Origin of the sequence: Pseudomonas sp. Pseusp97, assembly GCF_047304025.1 — a bacterium.
GTDB lineage: Bacteria > Pseudomonadota > Gammaproteobacteria > Pseudomonadales > Pseudomonadaceae > Pseudomonas.
The window spans coordinates 1-19490 of sequence record NZ_JBGLYK010000099.1 but is presented as its reverse complement, the minus strand read 5'-3'; the positions used below and the strand labels follow the sequence as shown (position 1 = coordinate 19490).

General features: G+C 65.9%; 18 protein-coding genes. 13 read left to right on the top strand and 5 right to left on the bottom strand.

Annotation, left to right across the window (positions count from 1 at the left end; translation table 11 throughout):
• The 9 genes from ACCC94_RS17035 to ACCC94_RS16995 all read left to right on the top strand — a co-directional run.
• Positions 1-1249: YdbH domain-containing protein (locus ACCC94_RS17035; RefSeq protein WP_413350648.1), on the top strand; the 1249-nt coding region annotated here is incomplete at its 5' end.
• Between the two features lie 17 nt (positions 1250-1266).
• Complete coding sequence (locus ACCC94_RS17030; protein ID WP_081515164.1) at positions 1267-1458, top strand: YnbE family lipoprotein; 192 nt, start codon at positions 1267-1269, stop codon at positions 1456-1458.
• A 14-nt stretch (positions 1459-1472) separates the two neighbouring features.
• Positions 1473-1817 carry a YdbL family protein gene (locus ACCC94_RS17025; protein WP_413350647.1) on the top strand — a complete coding sequence of 115 codons (345 nt, stop codon included), beginning with the start codon at positions 1473-1475 and terminating at the stop codon, positions 1815-1817.
• Positions 1818-2178: 361 nt separating this feature from the next.
• Positions 2179-3474, top strand: a complete 1296-nt coding sequence (dadA, locus tag ACCC94_RS17020) for a D-amino acid dehydrogenase (protein WP_413350646.1) — start codon at positions 2179-2181, stop codon at positions 3472-3474.
• Positions 3449-3802: a RidA family protein gene (locus tag ACCC94_RS17015; RefSeq protein ID WP_413350645.1), complete on the top strand. Its 354-nt coding sequence runs from the start codon at positions 3449-3451 to the stop codon at positions 3800-3802. Before dadA ends, ACCC94_RS17015 begins: the two co-directional genes overlap by 26 nt.
• Before the next feature lie 79 nt (positions 3803-3881).
• Positions 3882-4961 carry an alanine racemase gene (alr, locus tag ACCC94_RS17010; protein WP_413350644.1) on the top strand — a complete coding sequence of 360 codons (1080 nt, stop codon included), beginning with the start codon at positions 3882-3884 and terminating at the stop codon, positions 4959-4961.
• A 163-nt stretch (positions 4962-5124) separates the two neighbouring features.
• Positions 5125-5673: a cupin domain-containing protein gene (locus ACCC94_RS17005; protein ID WP_138217086.1), complete on the top strand. Its 549-nt coding sequence runs from the start codon at positions 5125-5127 to the stop codon at positions 5671-5673.
• A gap of 172 nt (positions 5674-5845) precedes the next feature.
• Positions 5846-6274: a c-type cytochrome gene (locus tag ACCC94_RS17000; protein ID WP_413350643.1), complete on the top strand. Its 429-nt coding sequence runs from the start codon at positions 5846-5848 to the stop codon at positions 6272-6274.
• A 198-nt stretch (positions 6275-6472) separates the two neighbouring features.
• The gene (locus ACCC94_RS16995) at positions 6473-8314 is read left to right on the top strand and encodes an acetyl-CoA hydrolase/transferase C-terminal domain-containing protein (RefSeq protein ID WP_413350649.1); all 1842 of its coding nucleotides are present in this window, start codon (positions 6473-6475) and stop codon (positions 8312-8314) included.
• A gap of 273 nt (positions 8315-8587) precedes the next feature.
• Here the strand turns inward: ACCC94_RS16995 and ACCC94_RS16990 are convergent, their stop codons facing one another.
• Positions 8588-9163, bottom strand: coding sequence for a xanthine phosphoribosyltransferase (locus tag ACCC94_RS16990; protein ID WP_413350642.1), 576 nt, complete (start codon positions 9161-9163; stop codon positions 8588-8590).
• Positions 9164-9550: 387 nt separating this feature from the next.
• Entirely contained in the window at positions 9551-11560 is a 2010-nt protein-coding gene (gene rep, locus ACCC94_RS16985; RefSeq protein ID WP_413350641.1) for a DNA helicase Rep, read from the bottom strand.
• Between the two features lie 293 nt (positions 11561-11853).
• Between rep and ACCC94_RS16980 the strand changes: the two genes are divergently transcribed.
• Complete coding sequence (locus tag ACCC94_RS16980) at positions 11854-13530, top strand: putative bifunctional diguanylate cyclase/phosphodiesterase (RefSeq protein WP_413350639.1); 1677 nt, start codon at positions 11854-11856, stop codon at positions 13528-13530.
• Here ACCC94_RS16980 and ACCC94_RS16975 read toward each other — a convergent pair.
• Complete coding sequence (locus ACCC94_RS16975; RefSeq protein WP_413350638.1) at positions 13527-14921, bottom strand: NorM family multidrug efflux MATE transporter; 1395 nt, start codon at positions 14919-14921, stop codon at positions 13527-13529. The genes ACCC94_RS16980 and ACCC94_RS16975 overlap by 4 nt on opposite strands.
• 139 nt (positions 14922-15060) lie before the next feature.
• Here ACCC94_RS16975 and ACCC94_RS16970 point away from each other — a divergent pair, with 139 nt between their 5' ends.
• A complete protein-coding gene (locus tag ACCC94_RS16970; protein ID WP_413350637.1) occupies positions 15061-15981 on the top strand; it encodes a LysR substrate-binding domain-containing protein in 921 nt (306 codons plus the stop codon).
• Between the two features lie 18 nt (positions 15982-15999).
• Here the strand turns inward: ACCC94_RS16970 and ACCC94_RS16965 are convergent, their stop codons facing one another.
• Together ACCC94_RS16965 and rclC are read right to left on the bottom strand one after the other, a co-directional pair.
• Positions 16000-16218 (bottom strand): DUF2790 domain-containing protein, encoded by a 219-nt coding sequence (locus tag ACCC94_RS16965; RefSeq protein ID WP_413350636.1) that lies wholly within the window; start codon positions 16216-16218, stop codon positions 16000-16002.
• A gap of 26 nt (positions 16219-16244) precedes the next feature.
• Complete coding sequence (rclC, locus tag ACCC94_RS16960; RefSeq protein ID WP_413350635.1) at positions 16245-16817, bottom strand: reactive chlorine resistance membrane protein RclC; 573 nt, start codon at positions 16815-16817, stop codon at positions 16245-16247.
• 230 nt (positions 16818-17047) lie between these two features.
• Between rclC and ACCC94_RS16955 the strand changes: the two genes are divergently transcribed.
• Together ACCC94_RS16955 and ACCC94_RS16950 are read left to right on the top strand one after the other, a co-directional pair.
• The gene (locus tag ACCC94_RS16955) at positions 17048-17956 is read left to right on the top strand and encodes an AraC family transcriptional regulator (RefSeq protein WP_413350633.1); all 909 of its coding nucleotides are present in this window, start codon (positions 17048-17050) and stop codon (positions 17954-17956) included.
• 193 nt (positions 17957-18149) lie between these two features.
• Positions 18150-19202, top strand: coding sequence for a haloacid dehalogenase-like hydrolase (locus ACCC94_RS16950; protein WP_401089803.1), 1053 nt, complete (start codon positions 18150-18152; stop codon positions 19200-19202).
• The last annotated feature ends 288 nt before the right edge of the window (positions 19203-19490 follow it).

Sequence of the window (19490 nt, the reverse complement as noted above, 5' to 3'; positions counted from 1 at the left end):
GCAGGTCGGCGCGCTGACCGGTCCGCAGTCGCTCAAGGCCAGCAAGCTCGCGGCCAGCTTGGGTAAGGGCACGCTGGGTCTGGGTTATGCCGCTGACGCGCCTGCCACCTTGCAACTGAACGCCCCGCTGAAACTGGCCATCGGCGAGCTGCGCCAGCCCCACGTCAAACCCCTGTCCTGGAACGCCATGGGCACGCTCGCCGCGAGTCTCGACGCCCAGCAGTTCAAGGGGCGCCTGCTGAACAGCGGTGGGCTGAATGCCGAGATCGACCTGGGTAACTCGGCGAAACAGGGCGTTGCCCTGGTCGCCCGGCAGCCGGAATTCTTCCTGCGTACCGGCAACCCGCTGGAAAAATCCCTCGGCGACTGGCCGGGCCTGCTCAGCCTGAACAACGGCAAGGCCAGCTTCGACCTGAACTGGCGGCTGCCGCCGGGCGCTGCGACGCAGAGCCTCGACCTGAACCTGCGCGGCAGCGGGCTGGAGGGCGTCTACGACCGCAGCGAAGTGCATGGCCTCGATCTGCAGGCGAAGTTCGTCCTGAAGGGCTCGCAGATGGACCTGCAGCTGCCGCAGGTGAAAGTCGCCTCGCTCAACCCCGGCGTGATTCTTGGGCCGCTGTCCCTGCAGGGCAACTACAAGGCTTCGCTCTCCGCGCCACTGGCTGGCCGGGTCGACTGGCAGCAGGTGGAGCTGGGGATGTTCAGGGGTCGCGCCTGGTTGCCAGCGGGGGCGGTGGATCTTTCCGCGCTGGGCCAGGGTCTTACCCTGAAGCTGGAAGGGCTGGCGCTGGAAGCGATCCTCGCGGCCTATCCGGCGGAGGGGTTGTCCGGCAGCGGGATCATCGATGGCAACCTGCCGCTGGGGCTGCACGAGGGCAAACTGGTGATCCGCAACGGCGAGGTGGCCGCGCGCGAGCCGGGCGTGCTGCAGTTCCGTTCGGAGAAGATCCGCTCGCTGGGCCAGAGCAATCCGGCCATGCAGCTGGTGGCTACCGCCATCGACGATTTCCGCTACGACAAGCTCAGCAGCCGCGTGGATTATGATGAATCCGGCAAGCTGCTCCTTGCCCTGAGCCTGAGCGGGAAAAACCCCGAGCTGGAGCAGGGCCGGCCGATCAACCTCAACGTCAACCTGGAGGAGAACGTGCCCAAGCTGCTCACCAGCCTGCAACTGAGCGACCGGGTCAGCGACACCATTCGCAAGCGCGTGCAGGACCGCCTGCGCAACGACCCGGCCGCCGCGCCATGACCGCAAGGAGACCCGAAATGCGCCTTCGCGCCCTGTTTGCCCTATTGCTCCTGGCCGGCCTCGCCCAGGGCTGCACCCCCACCGTGCAGCTGGCGGCGCCCAAGGAGCCGATCAACATCAACCTCAACGTGAAGATCGAGCACGAGATCTATATCAAGGTCGACAAGGCGCTCGACGGCATCATCAACGAGAACAGCGGCCTGTTCTGACAAGGAGCCTTTGCATGAGATTGCACCGCAAACTGGGCGTCGCGCTGCTCGCCCTCAGCCTGAGCCTGCCGGTCATGGCGATGAGCCTGGAACAGGCGATGTCCGCCCTGGGTGGGGCCAAGTCCCAGGGGCTGGTCGGCGAGCAGGCCGACGGCTACCTGGGCGTCGTGAAGAACAGCGGCGACGCCGCCGATGTCGCCGCGCAGATCAACGCCGCGCGCCGCGCCGAGTACCAGAAGGTCGCCAGCCAGAGCGGCGCCACCCTCAAGGACGTGGAATCCCTGGCCGGCAAGAAGGCCATCGAGCGCACGCCGTCGGGACAGTACGTACAGGTCAACGGCCAGTGGGTGCGCAAGTAAGCGCACCAAGGGGATTTCCCTGCTCGCCGCCGCTGCCGGCGGCGAGTCCGGGGTGCGGTGGTGGAGGCAGGTAATTCCCGTCGAAGAAAGTTCTGGCGCGAGAAGTTCTGGCCAACTCCGTTCCCTTCGCCATTTCCTCTGGAACTGGTGAAATTTTCGCCAGATCCTCGACCACTCGGTCTCCGGCGAAAAAGCCTTAATCCTGGTGGATGTCCCTCCGTGAAAGCGACTTTTGCCAGGAATTTTCGTCAAAACACGTATCGCAATCAGTGAATATCGCTGAGCCTGACTTCCTATACTGCGCGCATCTACGTTCAGAATAAGAAACGTCTGCGCCCCTGGCGCGACGTAGGAGGCAAAGATGCGCGTTCTGGTGCTTGGCAGCGGTGTGATCGGTACCGCCAGTGCTTACTATCTCGCCCGTGCCGGCTTCGAAGTGGTCGTCGTCGACCGCCAGCCCGGCCCGGCCCTGGAAACCAGCTTCGCCAACGCCGGCCAGGTTTCCCCTGGCTACGCCTCGCCCTGGGCCGCCCCGGGCATCCCGCTCAAGGCCATGAAATGGCTGATGCAGACCCACGCCCCGCTGGCCATCAAGCTGACCGGCGATCCCAGCCAGTACAGCTGGATGTGGCAGATGCTGCGCAACTGCAACGCCAAGAGCTACGCGGTGAACAAGGAGCGCATGGTGCGCCTGTCCGAGTACAGCCGCGACTGCCTCGACGAGCTGCGCGCCGAGACCGGCATCACCTACGAAGGCCGCTCGCTGGGCACCACCCAGCTGTTCCGCACCCAGGCCCAGCTGGACTCCGCCGCCAAGGACATCGCCGTCCTGGAAAGTACCGGCGTTCCCTATGAAGTGCTCGACCGCGCCGGCATCGCCCGCGTCGAACCGGCCCTGGCCAAGGTCGCCGACAAGCTGGTCGGCGCCCTGCGCCTGCCCAACGACCAGACCGGCGACTGCCAGATGTTCACCACCAAGCTGGCCGAGATGGCCAAGGCCCTGGGCGTGGAGTTCCGCTTCGGCCAGGACATCCAGCGCCTGGACTTCGCCGGCGACCGCATCAACGGCGTCTGGGTCGATGGCCAACTGGTCACCGCCGACCGCTACGTGCTGGCCCTGGGCAGCTACTCGCCGCAGATGCTCAAGCCGCTGGGCATCGACGCCCCGGTCTACCCGCTCAAGGGTTACTCGCTGACCGTGCCGATCACCAACCCGGACATGGCGCCGACCTCGACCATCCTCGACGAGACCTACAAGGTGGCGATCACCCGCTTCGACCAGCGCATCCGCGTGGGCGGCATGGCGGAAATCGCCGGCTTCGACCTGTCGCTGAACCCGCGTCGCCGCGCCACCCTGGAAATGATCACCACCGACCTCTACCCGGAAGGCGGTGACGTCAGCCAGGCGGAGTTCTGGACCGGCCTGCGCCCGGCCACCCCGGACGGCACCCCGATCGTCGGCGCCACCCGCTACCGCAACCTGTTCCTCAACACCGGCCACGGCACCCTGGGCTGGACCATGGCTTGCGGCTCGGGCCGCTACCTCGCCGACCTGATGGCGAAGAAGCGTCCGCAGATCAGCACCGAAGGCCTGGACATCTCCCGCTACGGTTCCGCCTCGGAGGTCCAGGATGGCCATCCAGCGCCTGCACACTAACCAGCGGATGAGCCAGGTCGTCGTCCACAACGGCACGGTGTATCTCGCCGGCCAGGTGGCCGATGATCTCTCCGCCGGTGTCGAACAGCAGACCCGCGAAGTCCTCGCCAGCGTCGAGCGCCTGCTCGAGGAAGCCGGCACCGACAAGTCGCGGGTGCTCTCGGCAACCATCTACCTGAAAGACGTCGCCGCCGACTTCGCCGGCATGAACGGCGTCTGGGACCAGTGGGTCCCGCAGGGCTGCGCCCCGGCGCGCGCTACCGTCCAGGCGGCGCTGTGCTACCCGGAGATCCTCGTCGAGGTCTCCATCGTCGCCGCACTGCCCTGATCGTTTTGCGTGGCCCGGCCGGAGCGCCGGGTTTTTTTCGTTCGTCGTTCCTGTTCCGCCACCATAAGAGAGCCTCGCCATGCGTCCCGCCCGTGCCCTGATCGACCTCGCCGCCCTGCGCCACAACTACCGCCTGGCCCGTGAAGTCACCGGCGCCCGAGCGCTGGCGGTGGTCAAGGCCGATGCCTACGGCCATGGTGCCGTGGTCTGCGCCCGGGCTCTGGAGGGCGAGGCAGACGGTTTCGCCGTGGCCTGCATCGAGGAAGCGCTGGAGCTGCGCGAAGCCGGCATCCGCGCACCGATCCTGCTGCTCGAAGGCTTCTTCGAAGCCAGCGAACTGGAACTGATCGACGCCCATGATTTCTGGTGCGTGGTGCACTCGGCCTGGCAGTTGGAGGCCATCGAGCGCGCGCGGCCGAGCAAGCCGCTGACCGTCTGGCTGAAGATGGATTCGGGCATGCACCGCGTCGGCTTCTTCCCGCAGGACTACGCCGCCGCGCTGGCGCGCCTGAAAGCGCTGCCCCACGTCGCCAAGGTCGTGCTGATGAGCCACTTCTCCCGCGCCGACGAGCTGGATTGCCCGCGCACTGAAGAGCAGGTCGCCGCCTTCCAGTCCGTGCGCGAAGCCGCGGGCCAGGGCCATGAGATCAGCCTGCGCAATTCCCCCGGCATCCTCGGCTGGTCCGAAGTGCCCAGCGACTGGGTGCGCCCCGGCATCATGCTCTACGGCGCCACCCCCTTCGAACAGGCGCACCCGCTGGCCGACCAGCTGCGCCCGGTGATGACCCTGGAATCGCAGGTCATCAGCATTCGCGAACTGCCGGCCGGCGAGCCGGTGGGCTACGGCGCACGCTTCGTTGCCGAGCGTCCGGTGCGCGTCGGCGTGGTCGCCATGGGGTACGCCGACGGCTATCCGCGCCACGCGCCGGACGGCACGCCGGTATTTATCGACGGCAAGCCCAGCCGCATCATCGGCCGCGTATCCATGGACATGCTCACCGTGGACCTGACCGACCTGCCGCAGGCCGGGCTGGGCAGCCGCGTCGAGCTCTGGGGCCCCAACGTCCCCGCCAGCCAGCTCGCCGCCCTGTGCGGCAGCATCCCCTACCAGCTGTTCTGCAACCTCAAGCGGGTCCCGCGGGTCTACTCGGGCGAGTGACGGATACCGCCCGTAAAGTTTGCGCAGGATCGACGGGCGATCTGTTGTAAATACTGAACGGTGTTGCCATGATACGTGGCACTTGGAACCCGCTCGGCTCAAGCCGTTGCGGGTTCTGCCTTTCAGAGCCTGCCTGATCACAAGAATAAGGAGGACCCCACCCTTGGACGTCGGTGCTCGTCTGCAAGCCATCCGTAAAGTCAAAGGTTTGTCCCAGCGCGAACTCGCCAAGCGGGCGGGTGTGACCAACAGCACAATCTCGATGATCGAGAAAAACAGCGTCAGCCCCTCCATCAGCTCGCTGAAGAAAGTGCTGGGTGGTATTCCGATGTCCCTCGTGGAGTTCTTCTCCCTGGACCTGGAACAGAGCAGCAACACCCCGGTGGTCTACAAGGCAGATGAACTCAGCGACCTGTCCAGTGGTTCGATCATCATGAAGCTGATCGGCAAGGACTATCCCAGTCGCGCCATCACGCTGCTCGACGAGACCTATCCGCCGGGCTCCGACACCGGTGACGACATGTACGCCCACGAAGGCGAAGAGACCGGCGTGCTGGTCGAAGGCCGCCTGGAGCTGACCGTCGGCGACGAGACCTTCGTCCTCGAATGTGGCGACAGCTACTATTTCGACAGCACCAAGCCGCACCGCTTCCGCAACCCGTTCGAAGCCCCGGCGCGGCTGATCAGCGCGACCACACCGGCAAATTTTTGAACAGCCGGTAGGACCGGCCAGACCCGCTGCGACCTAATGCCGCAAAGCCGCGCAAGGCGGCGCAATTGTTTCGAGCTTCGGAGCTTTGCCGTTATACTTGCGCCCGCTCGCGCGGCCCGAGACTGTGACTGCACCGCGACCGGGCGTGATAAGCCACGATGAGGGTGAAAGGGTGAACCTGATTAGAAAAATCCTGGCAGCCCAGGCTGCCGTACTGGCCCTGTGGGCAGTGAGCGTTCAGGCCGCGACCAACGATGACGCCATTGCCAAGCGTCTCGAACCTGTCGGCAAAGTCTGCGTCCAGGGCAAGGAATGCGAAGGCGTTGGCGCCGTCGCTTCCGCCGGCGGTGGCGGTGCTCCGCGTTCGGGCGAAGAGATTGTCGGCAAGGTCTGCACCAACTGCCACGGCAGCGGCCTGCTGGGCGCGCCGAAAGTCGGCGACAAGGCCGAGTGGGGCAAGCGTGCGAAAGAGCAGGGCGGCCTCGACGGCCTGCTGGCCAAGGCCATCTCGGGTATCAACGCCATGCCGCCCAAGGGCACCTGCGCTGATTGCTCCGATGACGAGCTGAAAGCTGCGATTCACCACATGTCCGGCCTGTAACAGCCGAGCTGTGCGAAAAAGCCGCCCGAGGGCGGCTTTTTCATGCCCGCGATTTGTCACCTCGTGAGTCGCGGGAGCAACTTTTGCGTAAAGCCGGTCCAAACTCCTGTCGTCGAACTGAACCAGGAGGGAAGCCCGGTGCAATCCTGCTCGATCGAAACCGCCGTCGAACACCTGCTTGAGCGCTTGCAGGGGCACATCCGCCTCGGCCTGCCGCTGGGCCTGGGCAAGCCCAACCAGCTGGCCAATGCGCTGTACCGGCACGTCCGCGAGAACCCTCGTCGACAACTGACGCTCTACACCGCCTTGTCGCTGGGGCGCCCGCAAGCAGGCGTCGAGCTGCAACGGCGCTTCCTCGAACCCTTCGTCGAGCGCATCTATGGCGACTATCCCGAGCTGGACTACCTGCACGACCTGCGCAGCGGCAGCCTGCCGGAGAACATCCGCGTCGAGGAGTTCTACCTGCAGCCCGGCAGCCTGCTCGACAGCGCGCCGGCGCAGCAGAACTACATCAGCTGCAACTACAGCCACGTGGCGCGCGATATCAACGCCAAGGGCGTCAATGCCGTCGCCCAGCTGGTGGCGCGTGATCCGGAGCGGCCCGGCAAGCTGAGCCTGGCCTGCAACCCGGACATCACCCTCGACCTGTTGCCGATGCTGCAGCGTCGTCGTGCGGCGGGCGAGACCATCGTCATCGTCGGCGTGGTCCACGACCAGTTGCCCTACATGCCCGGCGATGCCGAGGTGGACGAGGACTTCTTCGACCTGCTGGTGGACGCGCCGGGCGACAACAGCACGCTGTTTTCCACACCCAACCTGCCGGTGGGCCTGCAGGACCACTGCATCGGCCTGCATGCCAGCGCCCTGGTACGTGACGGCGGCACCCTGCAGATCGGCATCGGCTCCATGGGTGACGCCCTGACCTCGGCGCTGCTCACCCGCCAGCGCAACAACGACGGTTATCGCGAGCTGCTCGAACGCCTCGAATCCACCGCGCGCCACGCCGAGCTGATCGAGCGCGACGGCGGTCTCGCGACCTTCGAGCAGGGCCTGTATGGCTGCAGCGAAATGTTCGTTCCCGGCCTGCTGGCGCTGGCCGAGGCAGGGGTGTTGAGCCGGCGGGTTGCGGCGCGACCAGGGGCGTCGCCCGCCGAACCGGGTGTCTGGCTGCACGGCGGTTTCTTCCTCGGGCCGCAGGCCTTCTACCGGCGCCTGCGCGAGATGCCCCGCGAAGAACTGGCCGGGATCGGCATGACCGGCATCGGCTTCGTCAACAACCTCTACCGCGACGAAGAGCTCAAGCGTGAGCAGCGCCGCGACGCGCGTTTCATCAACAGCGCCTTCACCGTCACCCTGCTGGGTGCCGGCGTGGCCGACCAGCTGGAGGACGGCCGCGTCCTCAGCGGCGTGGGTGGGCAGTACAACTTCGTCGCCCAGGCCCACGAGCTGGAAGGCGGGCGCTCCATCCTGATGCTGCGCAGCTGGCGCGAATCCGAGGGCGAGCTGAACTCAAACATCGTCTGGAACTACGGCCACACCACCATTCCCCGGCACCTGCGCGACATGGTGGTGACCGAGTACGGCGTCGCCGACCTGCGCGGCAGGAACGACGCCGAGGTGATCGCCGCGATGCTGGCCATCGCCGACTCGCGTTTCCAGGACGAGCTGATCGTCCAGGCCCAGGAGGCTGGCAAGCTGCCGAAGGATTTCGAACTGGAGGCGCGTTACCGCAACAACACCCCGGAGCGCCTGCGCGAGGCGACTCGGGGGCTGCGCAAGTTACTGCCGGAGTTCCCGCTGGGCTGCGATTTCACCGACCACGAGCGCGACCTGCTGCGGGCGCTGGGTTGGCTGAAGAGCAAGCTGCGCCTGAGCGAAATACTCGAACTGGGCAAGGCGACCCTGGATGCGCCGGAGCCGGACGCCTTCCCGGATCATCTGGAGCGCATGGCCCTGGCCAGGCCCGAAGGCTTGCGCGAGGAGCTCTACCAGCGCCTACTGCTGGCCGGCCTGAAGGCCAGCGCCGAGCAGGAGCTGTAGGGTCTGTAGGGTCTGTAGGGTCTGTAGGAGCGAGCTTGCTCGCGAACCGCACGGCACCGTCGTCATTCCGAGGAGCTTCGCGAGCAAGCTCGCTCCTACAGTCGATGCCAGGTCGGGTGCTTTTGTAGGAGCGGACCCTGTCCGCGAATCCTTCAGGCTGCACCGCCGCCTGCCAGCGGATCTCGGACAGGTCCGTTCCTACGAGAACTCTGCCGCCAGGCATGAAAAAAGGCGGGCCCTTTCGGCGCCCGCCCCTTTTTACGCAGGAAACGGTCAGTCCTCGAGAAACTCGACCTGACCGCCCGCCAGCGACTTCACGCGAGCCAGGGATTCCACGCGGTAGCCTTCGCTTTCCAGCAGGGCGCGGCCTTCCTGGAAGGACTTCTCGATGACGATGCCGAGGCCGGCGATGCTGGCGCCCGCCTGCTGGATCAGGTCGATCAGCGCCTTGGCGGCATGGCCGTTGGCGAGGAAATCGTCCACCACCAGCACGTGGTCGGCGGCGGTCAGGTGCTTGGCAGAAATGGCGATGGTGCTTTCGGTCTGCTTGGTGAAGGAGAAGACCTTGGAGATCAGCAGGTCGTTCTTCAGCGTCAGCGACTGGAATTTGCGGGCGAAGATCACCGGGATGCCCAGCTCGAGGCCGGCCATGATCGCCGGGGCAATGCCCGAGGCCTCGATGGTGACGATCTTGGTGATGCCCTGGTTCTTGAAGCGTTCGGCGAACTCGTGGCCGATCAACTTCATCAGCGCCGGGTCGATCTGGTGGTTGAGGAAGGCGTCTACCTTGAGGACCTGTTCGGAAAGAACGATGCCTTCGCTGCGGATTTTGTCTTTGAGAGTGTTCACGGGGGTGCTTCCGAAAGCGACTGTCGCTGATGAAGCGCGTAATTCTACAACGCCACCGGCCCTGTGCGCGACGTTCCGACCAATGCAATTGCTGATCAATTGGACAGTTTTTCGATGGGCGGGAGCGTGAGTGGTTGCCTGTAGGGGAATCCGTGGCTGGGCTCGGCCCTCTCCCTAACCCTGGCTGCGCGCCCCGCTCCGAAGGGAGAGGGGACTGGATGGTGCCGGCAGAAACCACGGCATCAGCCGGCACGGATAGCTCCCTCTCCTTTCAGGGAGAGGGCGGGGGAGAGGGAAAGTCCTGGCACGAAATTGACAGGCGAACTCGCTCTCAAGTGCCGGCGAGAAATACCTTCGCGAGTAAGCTCGCCCCTACAGGTAAAGCGGTCAACGCTTGAGCAGCGCCCGGATATCCGCCAGCGCCGAGTTGCCCTTGGCCACCTTGACCTCCTGCGGCGCGTCTTCCTGGCCTTCCCAGACCAGGTCCTCGGGCGGCAGTTCGTCGAGGAATCGGCTGGGCGAGCAGTCGATGATCTCGCCGTACTGCTTGCGCTTGGCGGCGAAGGTCATGGCCAGGTTCTTCTTCGCCCGGGTGATGCCCACGTAGGCCAGGCGCCGTTCTTCCTCGATGGTGTCGGCCTCGATGCTGGAGCGGTGCGGGAGGATTTCTTCCTCCACGCCGAGAATGAACACGTAGGGGAATTCCAGGCCCTTGGAGGCGTGCAGGGTCATCATCTGCACGCCGTCGGCGCCTTCTTCCTCTTCCTGCTGGCGCTCGAGCATGTCGCGCAGCACCAGCTTGGCGATGGCCTGCTCGATGGTCATGTCGCCTTCTTCGTCGCGCTCCAGGGTGTTCTTCAGCGCTTCGATGAGGAACCACACGTTGCCCATGCGGAAGTCGGCGATCTTGTCGCTGGAGGCGTTCTGCCGCAGCCAGTTCTCGTAGTCGATGTCCATCACCATGCTGCGCAGCGCGCCGATCGGATCGCTGCCGGCGCACTGCTCGCGGACCTTGTCGATGAAGCGCTTGAAGCGCTGCAGGCGCTCGATGTAGCGGGCGTCCAGGTGTTCGGACAGGCCCAGCTCGCCGGAGGCGTTGAACATCGAGCAGCCGCGCTCGGTGGCGTAGTTGCCGAGCTTCTCCAGAGTGGTGGAGCCGATCTCGCGGCGCGGCACGTTGATCACCCGGAGGAAGGCGTTGTCATCGTCCGGGTTCACCAGCAGGCGGAAGTAGGACATCAGGTCCTTCACTTCCTGGCGTCCGAAGAAGCTGGTGCCGCCTGACAGGTGATAGGGAATCTGGTGGTGCTGAAGTTTCAGCTCGATCAGCTTCGCCTGATAGTTGCCCCGGTAGAGGATGGCGAATTCGCTGTAGGGCCGCTGCGTCTTCAGGTGGATGGTGAGGATTTCCATCGCCACCCGCTCGGCCTCGGACTCCTCGTTGCGGCAACGGATCACCCGGATCGGGTCGCCTTCGCCCATCTCGCTCCACAGCTGCTTCTCGAACACGTGGGGGTTGTTGGCGATGAGGATGTTGGCGCATTTCAGGATGCGGCTGGTGGAGCGGTAGTTCTGCTCCAGCATCACCACCTTCAGCGAGGGGAAGTCTTCCTTGAGCTGCATCAGGTTTTCCGGGCGCGCGCCGCGCCAGGCGTAGATCGACTGGTCGTCGTCGCCCACTACGGTGAAGTGCGCACGCTGCTGCACCAGCATCTTCACCAGCAGGTACTGGCTGGCGTTGGTGTCCTGGTATTCGTCCACCAGCATGTAGCGCACGCGGTTGCGCCACTTGTCGAGGATCTCCGGGTGCTCCTGGAACAGCTTCACCGGCTGCAGGATGAGGTCGTCGAAGTCCACCGCGTTGTACGCCTTGAGCGTGCGCTGGTAGTGCAGGTAGACCATCGCGGCGGTCTGTTCCTTGGGGTTGCGCGCCTTTTCCAGCGCCTCTTCCGGAAGGATCAGGTCGTTCTTCCAGCTGCCGATCAGGCCCTTGATCTCGTCCAGACCGTCATCGCCGGAATACTCCTTCTGCATGATGTCGGTCATCAGCGCCTTGACATCGCTCTCGTCGAAGATCGAGAAGCCGGGCTTGTAGCCCAGGGCCGCGTGTTCCTTGCGGATGATGTTCAGGCCCAGGTTGTGGAAGGTCGAGACGGTCAGGCCCTTGCCCTCGCCGGGGCGCAGCAGGGTGCTGACGCGCTCCTTCATCTCGCGGGCGGCCTTGTTGGTGAAGGTCACGGCGACGATGTACTGGGCGCGGATGCCGCACTGCTGCACCAGGTAGGCGATCTTGCGGGTGATCACGCTGGTCTTGCCGGAGCCGGCGCCGGCCAGCACCAGGAGCGGGCCGCCGACGTAGTTCACGGCCTCTTGCTGCCGAGGATTGAGTCGGGACATGAAAGGCGGGGGTCTGTAGTGGAGCGGGGGCGTATTCTAGCAGGCCGTGCCAGGCGTCGGGGTGCCGCTCGGAATAGCGGCGATCTGTGACACGATCGTCCTTATGTATTTTGGATAAATCTGTACATGTATTAGGCTTGTGACAGCAATACTTGAAGAAAACTCTTAAGAGTTTCTCTGAAGTTTCGTTTACATCCGTGGGATGTCCGGATGGCGTCGCTTCAAAACCGGGAGAAGTGGGCGCAGGGATGGTGCCTGGAGTTCTCCCCTTTCTCGAGATTCATGGGGGTCGCTTGGCAGCGTCGGTCGAACCAACGCGCCTGCTCCTGCTGGCGGAAGCGCCGCAGTGGGCCCAGCTACTGCGCGGGCATCTGGCCGCGTTGGGGCAGGGCTATTCGCTGATCACGGCCCCGTCCTGGCAGGCCGCCAGCAGCCTGTTCGACGAGGATCAGGTCGGCCTGGTGCTCGCCACGCCCGGCAAATTGCCGTCTGCTCACCAATGCCACCTGCCGCTGGTCCTGCTGCTGGAGCGCGAGCCCGCGCAAGAACCGGTCGGCGTCGCCGATTACCTGGTGGCCGAATCCCTCAGCGTCGAAGTCCTGCGCCGCACCCTGCGTTACGTGCGTGAACGCACCTCGCTGCAGAACACCCTGCAGAGCCTGGCCGAACAGGACCCGCTGACCGGCATCGCCAACCGCCAGGGCTTCCAGACCCTGCTCGCCGCCCGCTTGAGCGAGAGCGAAGGACGCGGCCTGGCGCTCGGCCACTTGGACCTGGACAACTTCCGCCACGTCAACGACGCCCTCGGCCACCAGGCCGGCGACCGCCTGATCCTGCAGGTGGTGGCGCGCCTGAAGGCGCACCTGGACAACGGCGACGACATTGCCCGCCTGGGCAGCGACGAGTTCGCCCTGCTGCTGGACACCCGCCGCGACCCGGCGCGGGTGGAGAAGATCGCCGAGCTGATCGTCGAATCCCTGGGCGAACCCTACTGGGTCGAAGGCGAAAGCCTGTTGCTGGGCTGCAGCCTGGGTGTCGCCCACGCCCGCGCCGGCGAAGCCGCCGACCCGCTGTTGTGGCACGCGCACATCGCCATGCAGCAGGCCAAGTCGCGCCAGGGCTGCACCTTCCACGTCTTCGACGAACGCATCAACCGCGGCGCGCGCAGCCTTGCCGACCTGGAAAGCGAACTGCGCCGGGCGCTGCGCCGTGACGAACTGGAACTGCACTACCAGCCGCGCCTGGACCTGCACAGCGGGCAGATCGTCGGCCTCGAAGCGCTGGTGCGCTGGCGCCATCCCGAGCGCGGCCTGCTGACGCCGGGCGACTTCGTGCCCTTGGCCGAGGAAAGCGGGCTGATCGTGCCGCTGGGCTACTGGGTCATTTCCCGCGCCCTGCGCGACATGCAGTGGCTGCGCGGGCGTGGCCTGCCGCCGCTGCATATGGCGGTGAACCTGTCGTTCCGCCAGTTCCAGGACAGCCAGCTGCTGCCGACCCTGGAGCGCCTGATCCGCGAGCGCGGCGTCGACGCCCAGTGGCTGGAGTTCGAACTCACCGAAACCGCCGTGATGCGCCGCAGCGACCAGGTCCAGCAGACCATGCAGGCCCTCGGCCGCCTGGGCGTGCGCTTCTCGCTGGACGATTTCGGCACCGGCTTCTCGTCCTTCGTGCACCTGAGCAGCCTGCCCATCACCCTGTTGAAGATCGACAAGAGCTTCGTCGGCGACATGCACGAGCGCCCGGAAAACCTGCAACTGGTGAAGGCCATGATCAACCTGGCGCACAACCTGAACCTGGAAGTGGTCGCCGAGGGCGTCGAGACCATCGCCCAGCAGGACGAGCTGCGCCAGTTCGGTTGCGACCAGGTGCAGGGCTACTGGATCAGCCGCCCGCTGCCGCTGGCCGAGCTGGCGCGGTTCCTGGTGTTCGGCGCCAACCGCGCGCTGCGCATGCAGGATTCGGTCAGCTAGCGGCCCGCCAGCACAGCCAGTGCTGCGCCGGCCGTACGCGGGCGCAGCAGGCGCGAGGTCTTCGCCTCGAACGCCAGGGTCAGCCCGATGGCCGCGCAGGCCAGCCCGGAGGCCAACCCCCACCACACGCCACTCGGCCCCCAGCCCAGCGGGAAGGTCAGCAACAGCGCCATCGGCACGCCCACCAGCCAGTAGCCGGCCAGCCCGACGAAGAAGGTGGTGCGCGCGTCCTTCAGCCCGCGGATCGCACCCATGGCAATGCACTGGGTGCCGTCGAACAGCTCGAACCACGCGGCAATGGCCAGCAGGCTGACGGCCAGTTGCACCACCTCGCGGTTGGCCGGGTCCTGGTGGTCGATGAACAGGCCGATGACCAGCTCCGGCGCCAGCCAGAACAGCGCGGCGAAGGCGAACATGCAGCTGGCGCCGAAGCCGATGCCCAGCCGCCCGGCGCGGCGCGCATCCACCAGCCGGCCGGCGCCGTAGTGCTGGCCGATGCGGAAGGTTACCGCGTAGGAAATCCCCATGGGCACCATGAAGGCCACGTACACCGACTGGATGGCGATCTGGTGCGCCGCCAGCGCGGTGTTGCCGATCACGCCCATGCACAGGGTCGCCACGGTGAACATGCCCGATTCCACCGCGTAGGTGCCGCCGATGGAAATCCCCAGGCGCAGGGATTCACCGATCACCTTGACGTCCGGTTTCGACAGGCCGGCCAGCAGCGGGTACGGCGCGTACGCCCGGTGCCAGCGCAGGTAAAGGGCGAAGATCACCGGCAGCGTGTTCATCACCACCGCGGTGACCATGCCGATCCCCGCGAGCCCCAGGCGCGGCAGGCCGAACAGTCCCTCGATGAAGGCGTAATTGAGGGCGAAGTTGGCCAGCGCGCCGATCAGGCTGATGGCCATGACCGGGCCGGGCCGCTCGATGGCGCTGGTGAAGCCGCGCAGCACCATGAAGGCCATGTAGCCGGGCAGGGCGAAGATGATGCTGTGCAGAAAACTCATGGTGCCCGCGACCGTCTCCGGCGCCTGGCCGAAGGCAATCAGGACCGGCCCGAGGTTCCACAGCAGCAGGCCCGCCAGCAGCGCCAGGGCGCCGCCGATCCACAGGCCGGCCTGGGTCGCCTGCACCACGCCGCGGGTGTCCTTCGCGCCATGCCGGATCGCCACCAGGTTGCCGGTGGCCGCCACCACGCCGACGCAGAAGGTCGACACCAGCGCATAGGTCGACGCGCCAAGCCCGCCGGCGGCCAGCGCCTCGCGGCCGAGCTTGCCCATCATCACGGTGTCGGTGAACACCATGGCCACGTAGGCCAGCTGCGCGGCGATCAGCGGGCCGGCGAGGCGAAGGATGGCGGCAAGTTCGTCACGGTACAGGCGTTTCATGAGTCAGGCTCAGCAAGCGGCAGGCGCCGCATCGGTAGGGAGTCGCCCATTCTCCGGCCGCCGTGGATGCGGGCACAAAAGGAAAAATGCGATGCCATCCATGAGTCATACTCATGCATGACGTTATCCGGAGCCCGCCATGAACCGCCAGTTGCCGCCCCTTTATGCCCTGCGCGCCTTCGAGGCGGCCGCCCGGCATGCGTCCTTCACCCGCGCCGCCGAGGAACTGGCGATCACCCAGAGCGCGGTGAGCCGGCACATCAGGACCCTGGAGGAGCACTTCGCCTGCCGCCTGTTCCAGCGTCGCGGCCGCCAGCTGGAACTGACCGAAACCGCGCGGATGCTGTTGCCCGGCCTGCGCGATGGCTTCGATGCGCTGGAGCGCGCCTGCGCCAGCCTGCGTGCCGAGGAGGGCGTGCTGCGCCTGAAGGCACCCTCCACCCTGACCATGCGCTGGCTGCTGGCGCGGCTGAGCAAGTTCCGCATGCAGCACAGCGATATCGAGGTGCAGCTGACCAGTGCGTGGATGGACGTGGACCGCGTGGATTTCGTCCATGAGCCCTTCGACTGCGCGGTGCTGCTGAGCTCCGGGCACTTCCCGCCGGACTGGGAAGCCACCCTGCTGTTCCCCGAATGGCTGATTCCCGTCGGCGCGCCCGCGCTGCTGGCAGACGGCCCCTGGGACGCCGGGCGACTGGCCGGCGCCGAGCTGCTGCATCCCACGCCCGACCGCCGTGACTGGCGGCGCTGGCTGCAACGCATGGGCCTGGGGGAACAGGTCTCGCTCAAGGGCGGGCAGGTGTTCGACACGCTGGAGCTGGGCATTGTCGCCGCCACGCGCGGCTACGGCGTCTCCATCGGCGACCTGGTGATGGTCGCCGAGGATGCCAACCAGGGCCGCCTGGCCTTGCCCTGGCCCAGCGCGGTGGCCAGCGGCGAGAGCTACTACCTGGTCTGGCCCCGTGCGCGCCGGCACCAGGAGCGGCTGCGCCGACTGCGCGACTTCCTGCAGACCGAAGTCCAGGCCATGCAGTTGCCGCCGGTGGAACTGCTCGACTGAGCCCGGCGGCGGGTCGGATCAGTCGCCGCTGCAACCATTGGCCCAGACCTGGTAGTGCAGCTCGTGCTGCTGGGCCTGGGCATCCTCGTAGACCATGGTCACCGGCACGATGCCGCAGGCTTGCTGGGTATCGGTGATGGAGATGACCCGGTGCACGTCGGGCTTGTCGTGGGCCGGCACGGTGCCGCATGCGGCGACGAACAGGGTGGTGAGGATCAGGGCGATCAGCGCTTTCATGGTGTGCTTCCTTCAGAAGATTTTGATCAGGCGCGTTCGCGCAGCAGCGAGCGGGCGGAGTCGGCCATCACCAGCAGGCCGCCGGCGAGCATCAGGGTGTCCTTGAGCACCAGCCGGCCCGCGCCGGACAGGTAGGGGAAGCCGTGCTGTGCGTCGCCCAGCGCCGGCACCCAGGCCTCCGGCGTGGTGATCAGGAAGGTCAGCGTTACCAGCGGCGTGCCGAACGACAGCAAGCCACCCAGCAGACCCAGGCGCCGCGACAGCGGGTTGAGCAGCACCAGCAGGGCGATGCTCAGCTCCACCACGCCCAGGCCACTGGAGAAGCCGTAGGTGTTGTTGACGGTCTGCCAGGCGCGCTTCTGCACATCCAGCTCGCCCTCGTGGGTGAGGTGCGCGCGGTAGTCCTCGGGGTGCTCGTAGAAGAACGACATGAAGGGACTGTTGGCGACGAAGGGCGTGATGCTGTCGGCCTCGTAGGGCACGAACTTCAGCGCGCCGATCCAGATGAACACCACGGCGATGGCGACGCGCATCAGGTTGGCGCCGAGGTGATCGAGGCGGCTCAGCGCCTGCAGGCCCTGGGTGATGGGAAAGGTCATGGGGAACTCCTTGCGAGTCGGTTGAAATCAGGAGTGCCCATTGTCGGAATCGCGCCGCTGCGCTTCTTGCGCGTTGTGCTCGGGTTTTTGTCGGTGGGTCTCGGATGCGTTTCTGTCGGCTTTTGACTTTCGCACCAAGGGAGTACGAAGGCGGGAAACAAGGAGGTAGGCGCATTTACTTGGCCGATCCCACGCGTAATCTGAAGGCCCTTTCCTGCGTGTGGAACGCCATGAACTCCATCGACCGCCTGATCCAGCTCGCCGGCCTGCGCGGCAGCCTCGACCTGCGCTGCCACCTTCAGGGCGACTGGGCGCTGGACCATGAGCAGGCGCCGGGCGGCGTGGCGCAGTACCACATCCTGCTGTCGGGGCGTTGTCAGGCAGAAATACCTGACGGCCAAATCCTTCAACTGAAAGCCGGCGACATCCTGGTCTTCCCCCGCGGAGGCGCGCACCTGCTGCGCAGCCGGGGGCCGAAGGTCAGCCCGGTACCCACCCAGGTCAGCCAGGACGGCCTGCTGCCGGTGCACCGCCTCGGTAGCCAAGGCGAGGCGCTGGATATTCTCTGCGGCAGCTTCCACTACCAGCGCGAATCGCTATTGATCGGCGCGCTGCCGGCATTCCTCAACATCTCCAGCCAGGCGCTGGGCCTGAGCGAGCAACTGGCAGCGCTGGTCGGCCTGCTGCGCGGCGAGGCGGACGGCAACCAGGCGGGCGCGCGCTTCCTGGTCGATGCGCTGTCGTCTGCGCTGTTCACCCTGATCCTGCGCGTTTACCTGCAGGAGCACGCGCCCAGCAGCGGCACCCTGGCGCTGCTGGCCGACAAGCGCCTGAGCCGCGCCTGGCAGGCGATGCTCGACGACCCCGCACACCCGTGGACCATCGAGGCCCTGGCCGAGCGCGCCAGCATGTCCCGCGCCACCTTCATGCGCCTGTTCACCCAGGTGGCGGGGCTGTCGCCCTGGGCGCTGCTGACGAAAGTACGCATGGAACTGGCCCACCGCCTGTTGAGCAGCTCGCAACTGAGCCTCACCGATATCGCCGCGCAGGTCGGCTACCAGTCCCAGGCGTCCTTCACCAAGAAGTTCAAGGAGACCTACGGAGACGCCCCTGGTCGCCTGCGCCGCGCGGTGAGCTAGACCAGTCCTCGTCGCCAGCAAAGCCGCGTGGCGTGGATGGGTACGTCCTGCCGTCCTCGCGATGCTTTACGTCGCTGCCGTCGCAGAGCTGAAACAGCGCTTTGCTAGGGTCATTGCTGGACTAGTCCAGCGCAGGCCCTGACGGCCGCGTCGATTCCAATAAAGCTCGCCAACCACCACTCGGGGAAAATCCATGAAGCCCATGCGCACCTTGCTCGCCGGCCTGATTCTGGCCGGGCTCGCCAGCACCTCTTTCGCCGCGACCGAACTCAAGCACTGGCCCGCGCCGGCCGCCAAGCAGCTCGACGCCCTGATCGCCGCCAACGCCAACAAGGGCGCCTTCGCGGTCTTCGACATGGACAACACCAGCTACCGCTACGACCTCGAGGAATCGCTGCTGCCCTTCCTCGAAATGAAAGGCGTGCTGACCCGCGAGAAGCTCGACCCCTCGCTCAAGCTGATTCCCTTCAAGGACGTCAACGGCCACAAGGAAAGCCTCAACAGCTACTACTACCGCCTCTGCGAGGTCGATGACCTGGTCTGCTACCCCTGGGTCGCCCAGGTGTTCTCCGGCTTCACCCTGAAAGAGCTCAAGGGCTACGTCGACGAGCTGATGGCCTACGGCAAGCCGGTGCCCAGCACCTACTACGAAGGCGACGTGGTCAAGACCATCGAGATCAACCCGCCCAAGGTCTTCACCGGGCAGACCGAGCTGTACAACAAGCTGATGGAGAACGGCATCGAGGTCTACGTGATGACCGCTGCCCACGAGGAGCTGGTGCGCATGGTCGCCAGCGATCCCAAGTACGGCTACAACGTGAAGCCCGAGAACGTCATCGGCGTCACCACCCTGCTCAAGGACCGCCAGAGCGGCGCCCTGACCACCGCGCGCAAGCAGATCAGCGAAGGCAAGTACGATCCCAAGGCCAACCAGGACCTGGAAATCACCCCCTACCTGTGGACCCCGGCGACCTGGATGGCCGGCAAGCAGGCGGCCATCCTCACCTACATCGACCAGTGGAAGAAGCCCATCCTGGTCGGCGGCGACACCCCCAGCAGCGATGGTTACATGCTGTTCAACGGCACCGCCGAGAACGGCGTGCACCTGTGGATCAACCGCAAGGCCAAGTACATGGACCAGTTGAACGGCATGATCAAGAAGAACGCCGAGGCGCAGGCCAAGCTCGGCCAGCCGGTCACCGCCGACAAGAACTGGGTGATCGTCACCCCGGAAGAGATCCAGTAAGCGCGTAGCTTTGCGTAGGAGCGGCCCTCGTCCGCGACAGGTCCGCATCGCGCCGGATGCCATCGCGGACGAAGTCCGCTCCTACGCCATTTCCCCCATTGGTGCGTGCCCGCTCTGTAGGGCGCATAACGCGCCAGCGTTATTCGCCGTCGGGTATCGGCGGATAATCCGTGCCGGGACTTGCACCCTGCGCTTCTGCGGCGGCGAGGTTCGCGAGCAAGCTCGCTCCTACACTCTCGCCCAACGCCCAACGCCCAACGCCCAACGCCCAACGCCCAACCCCCAACG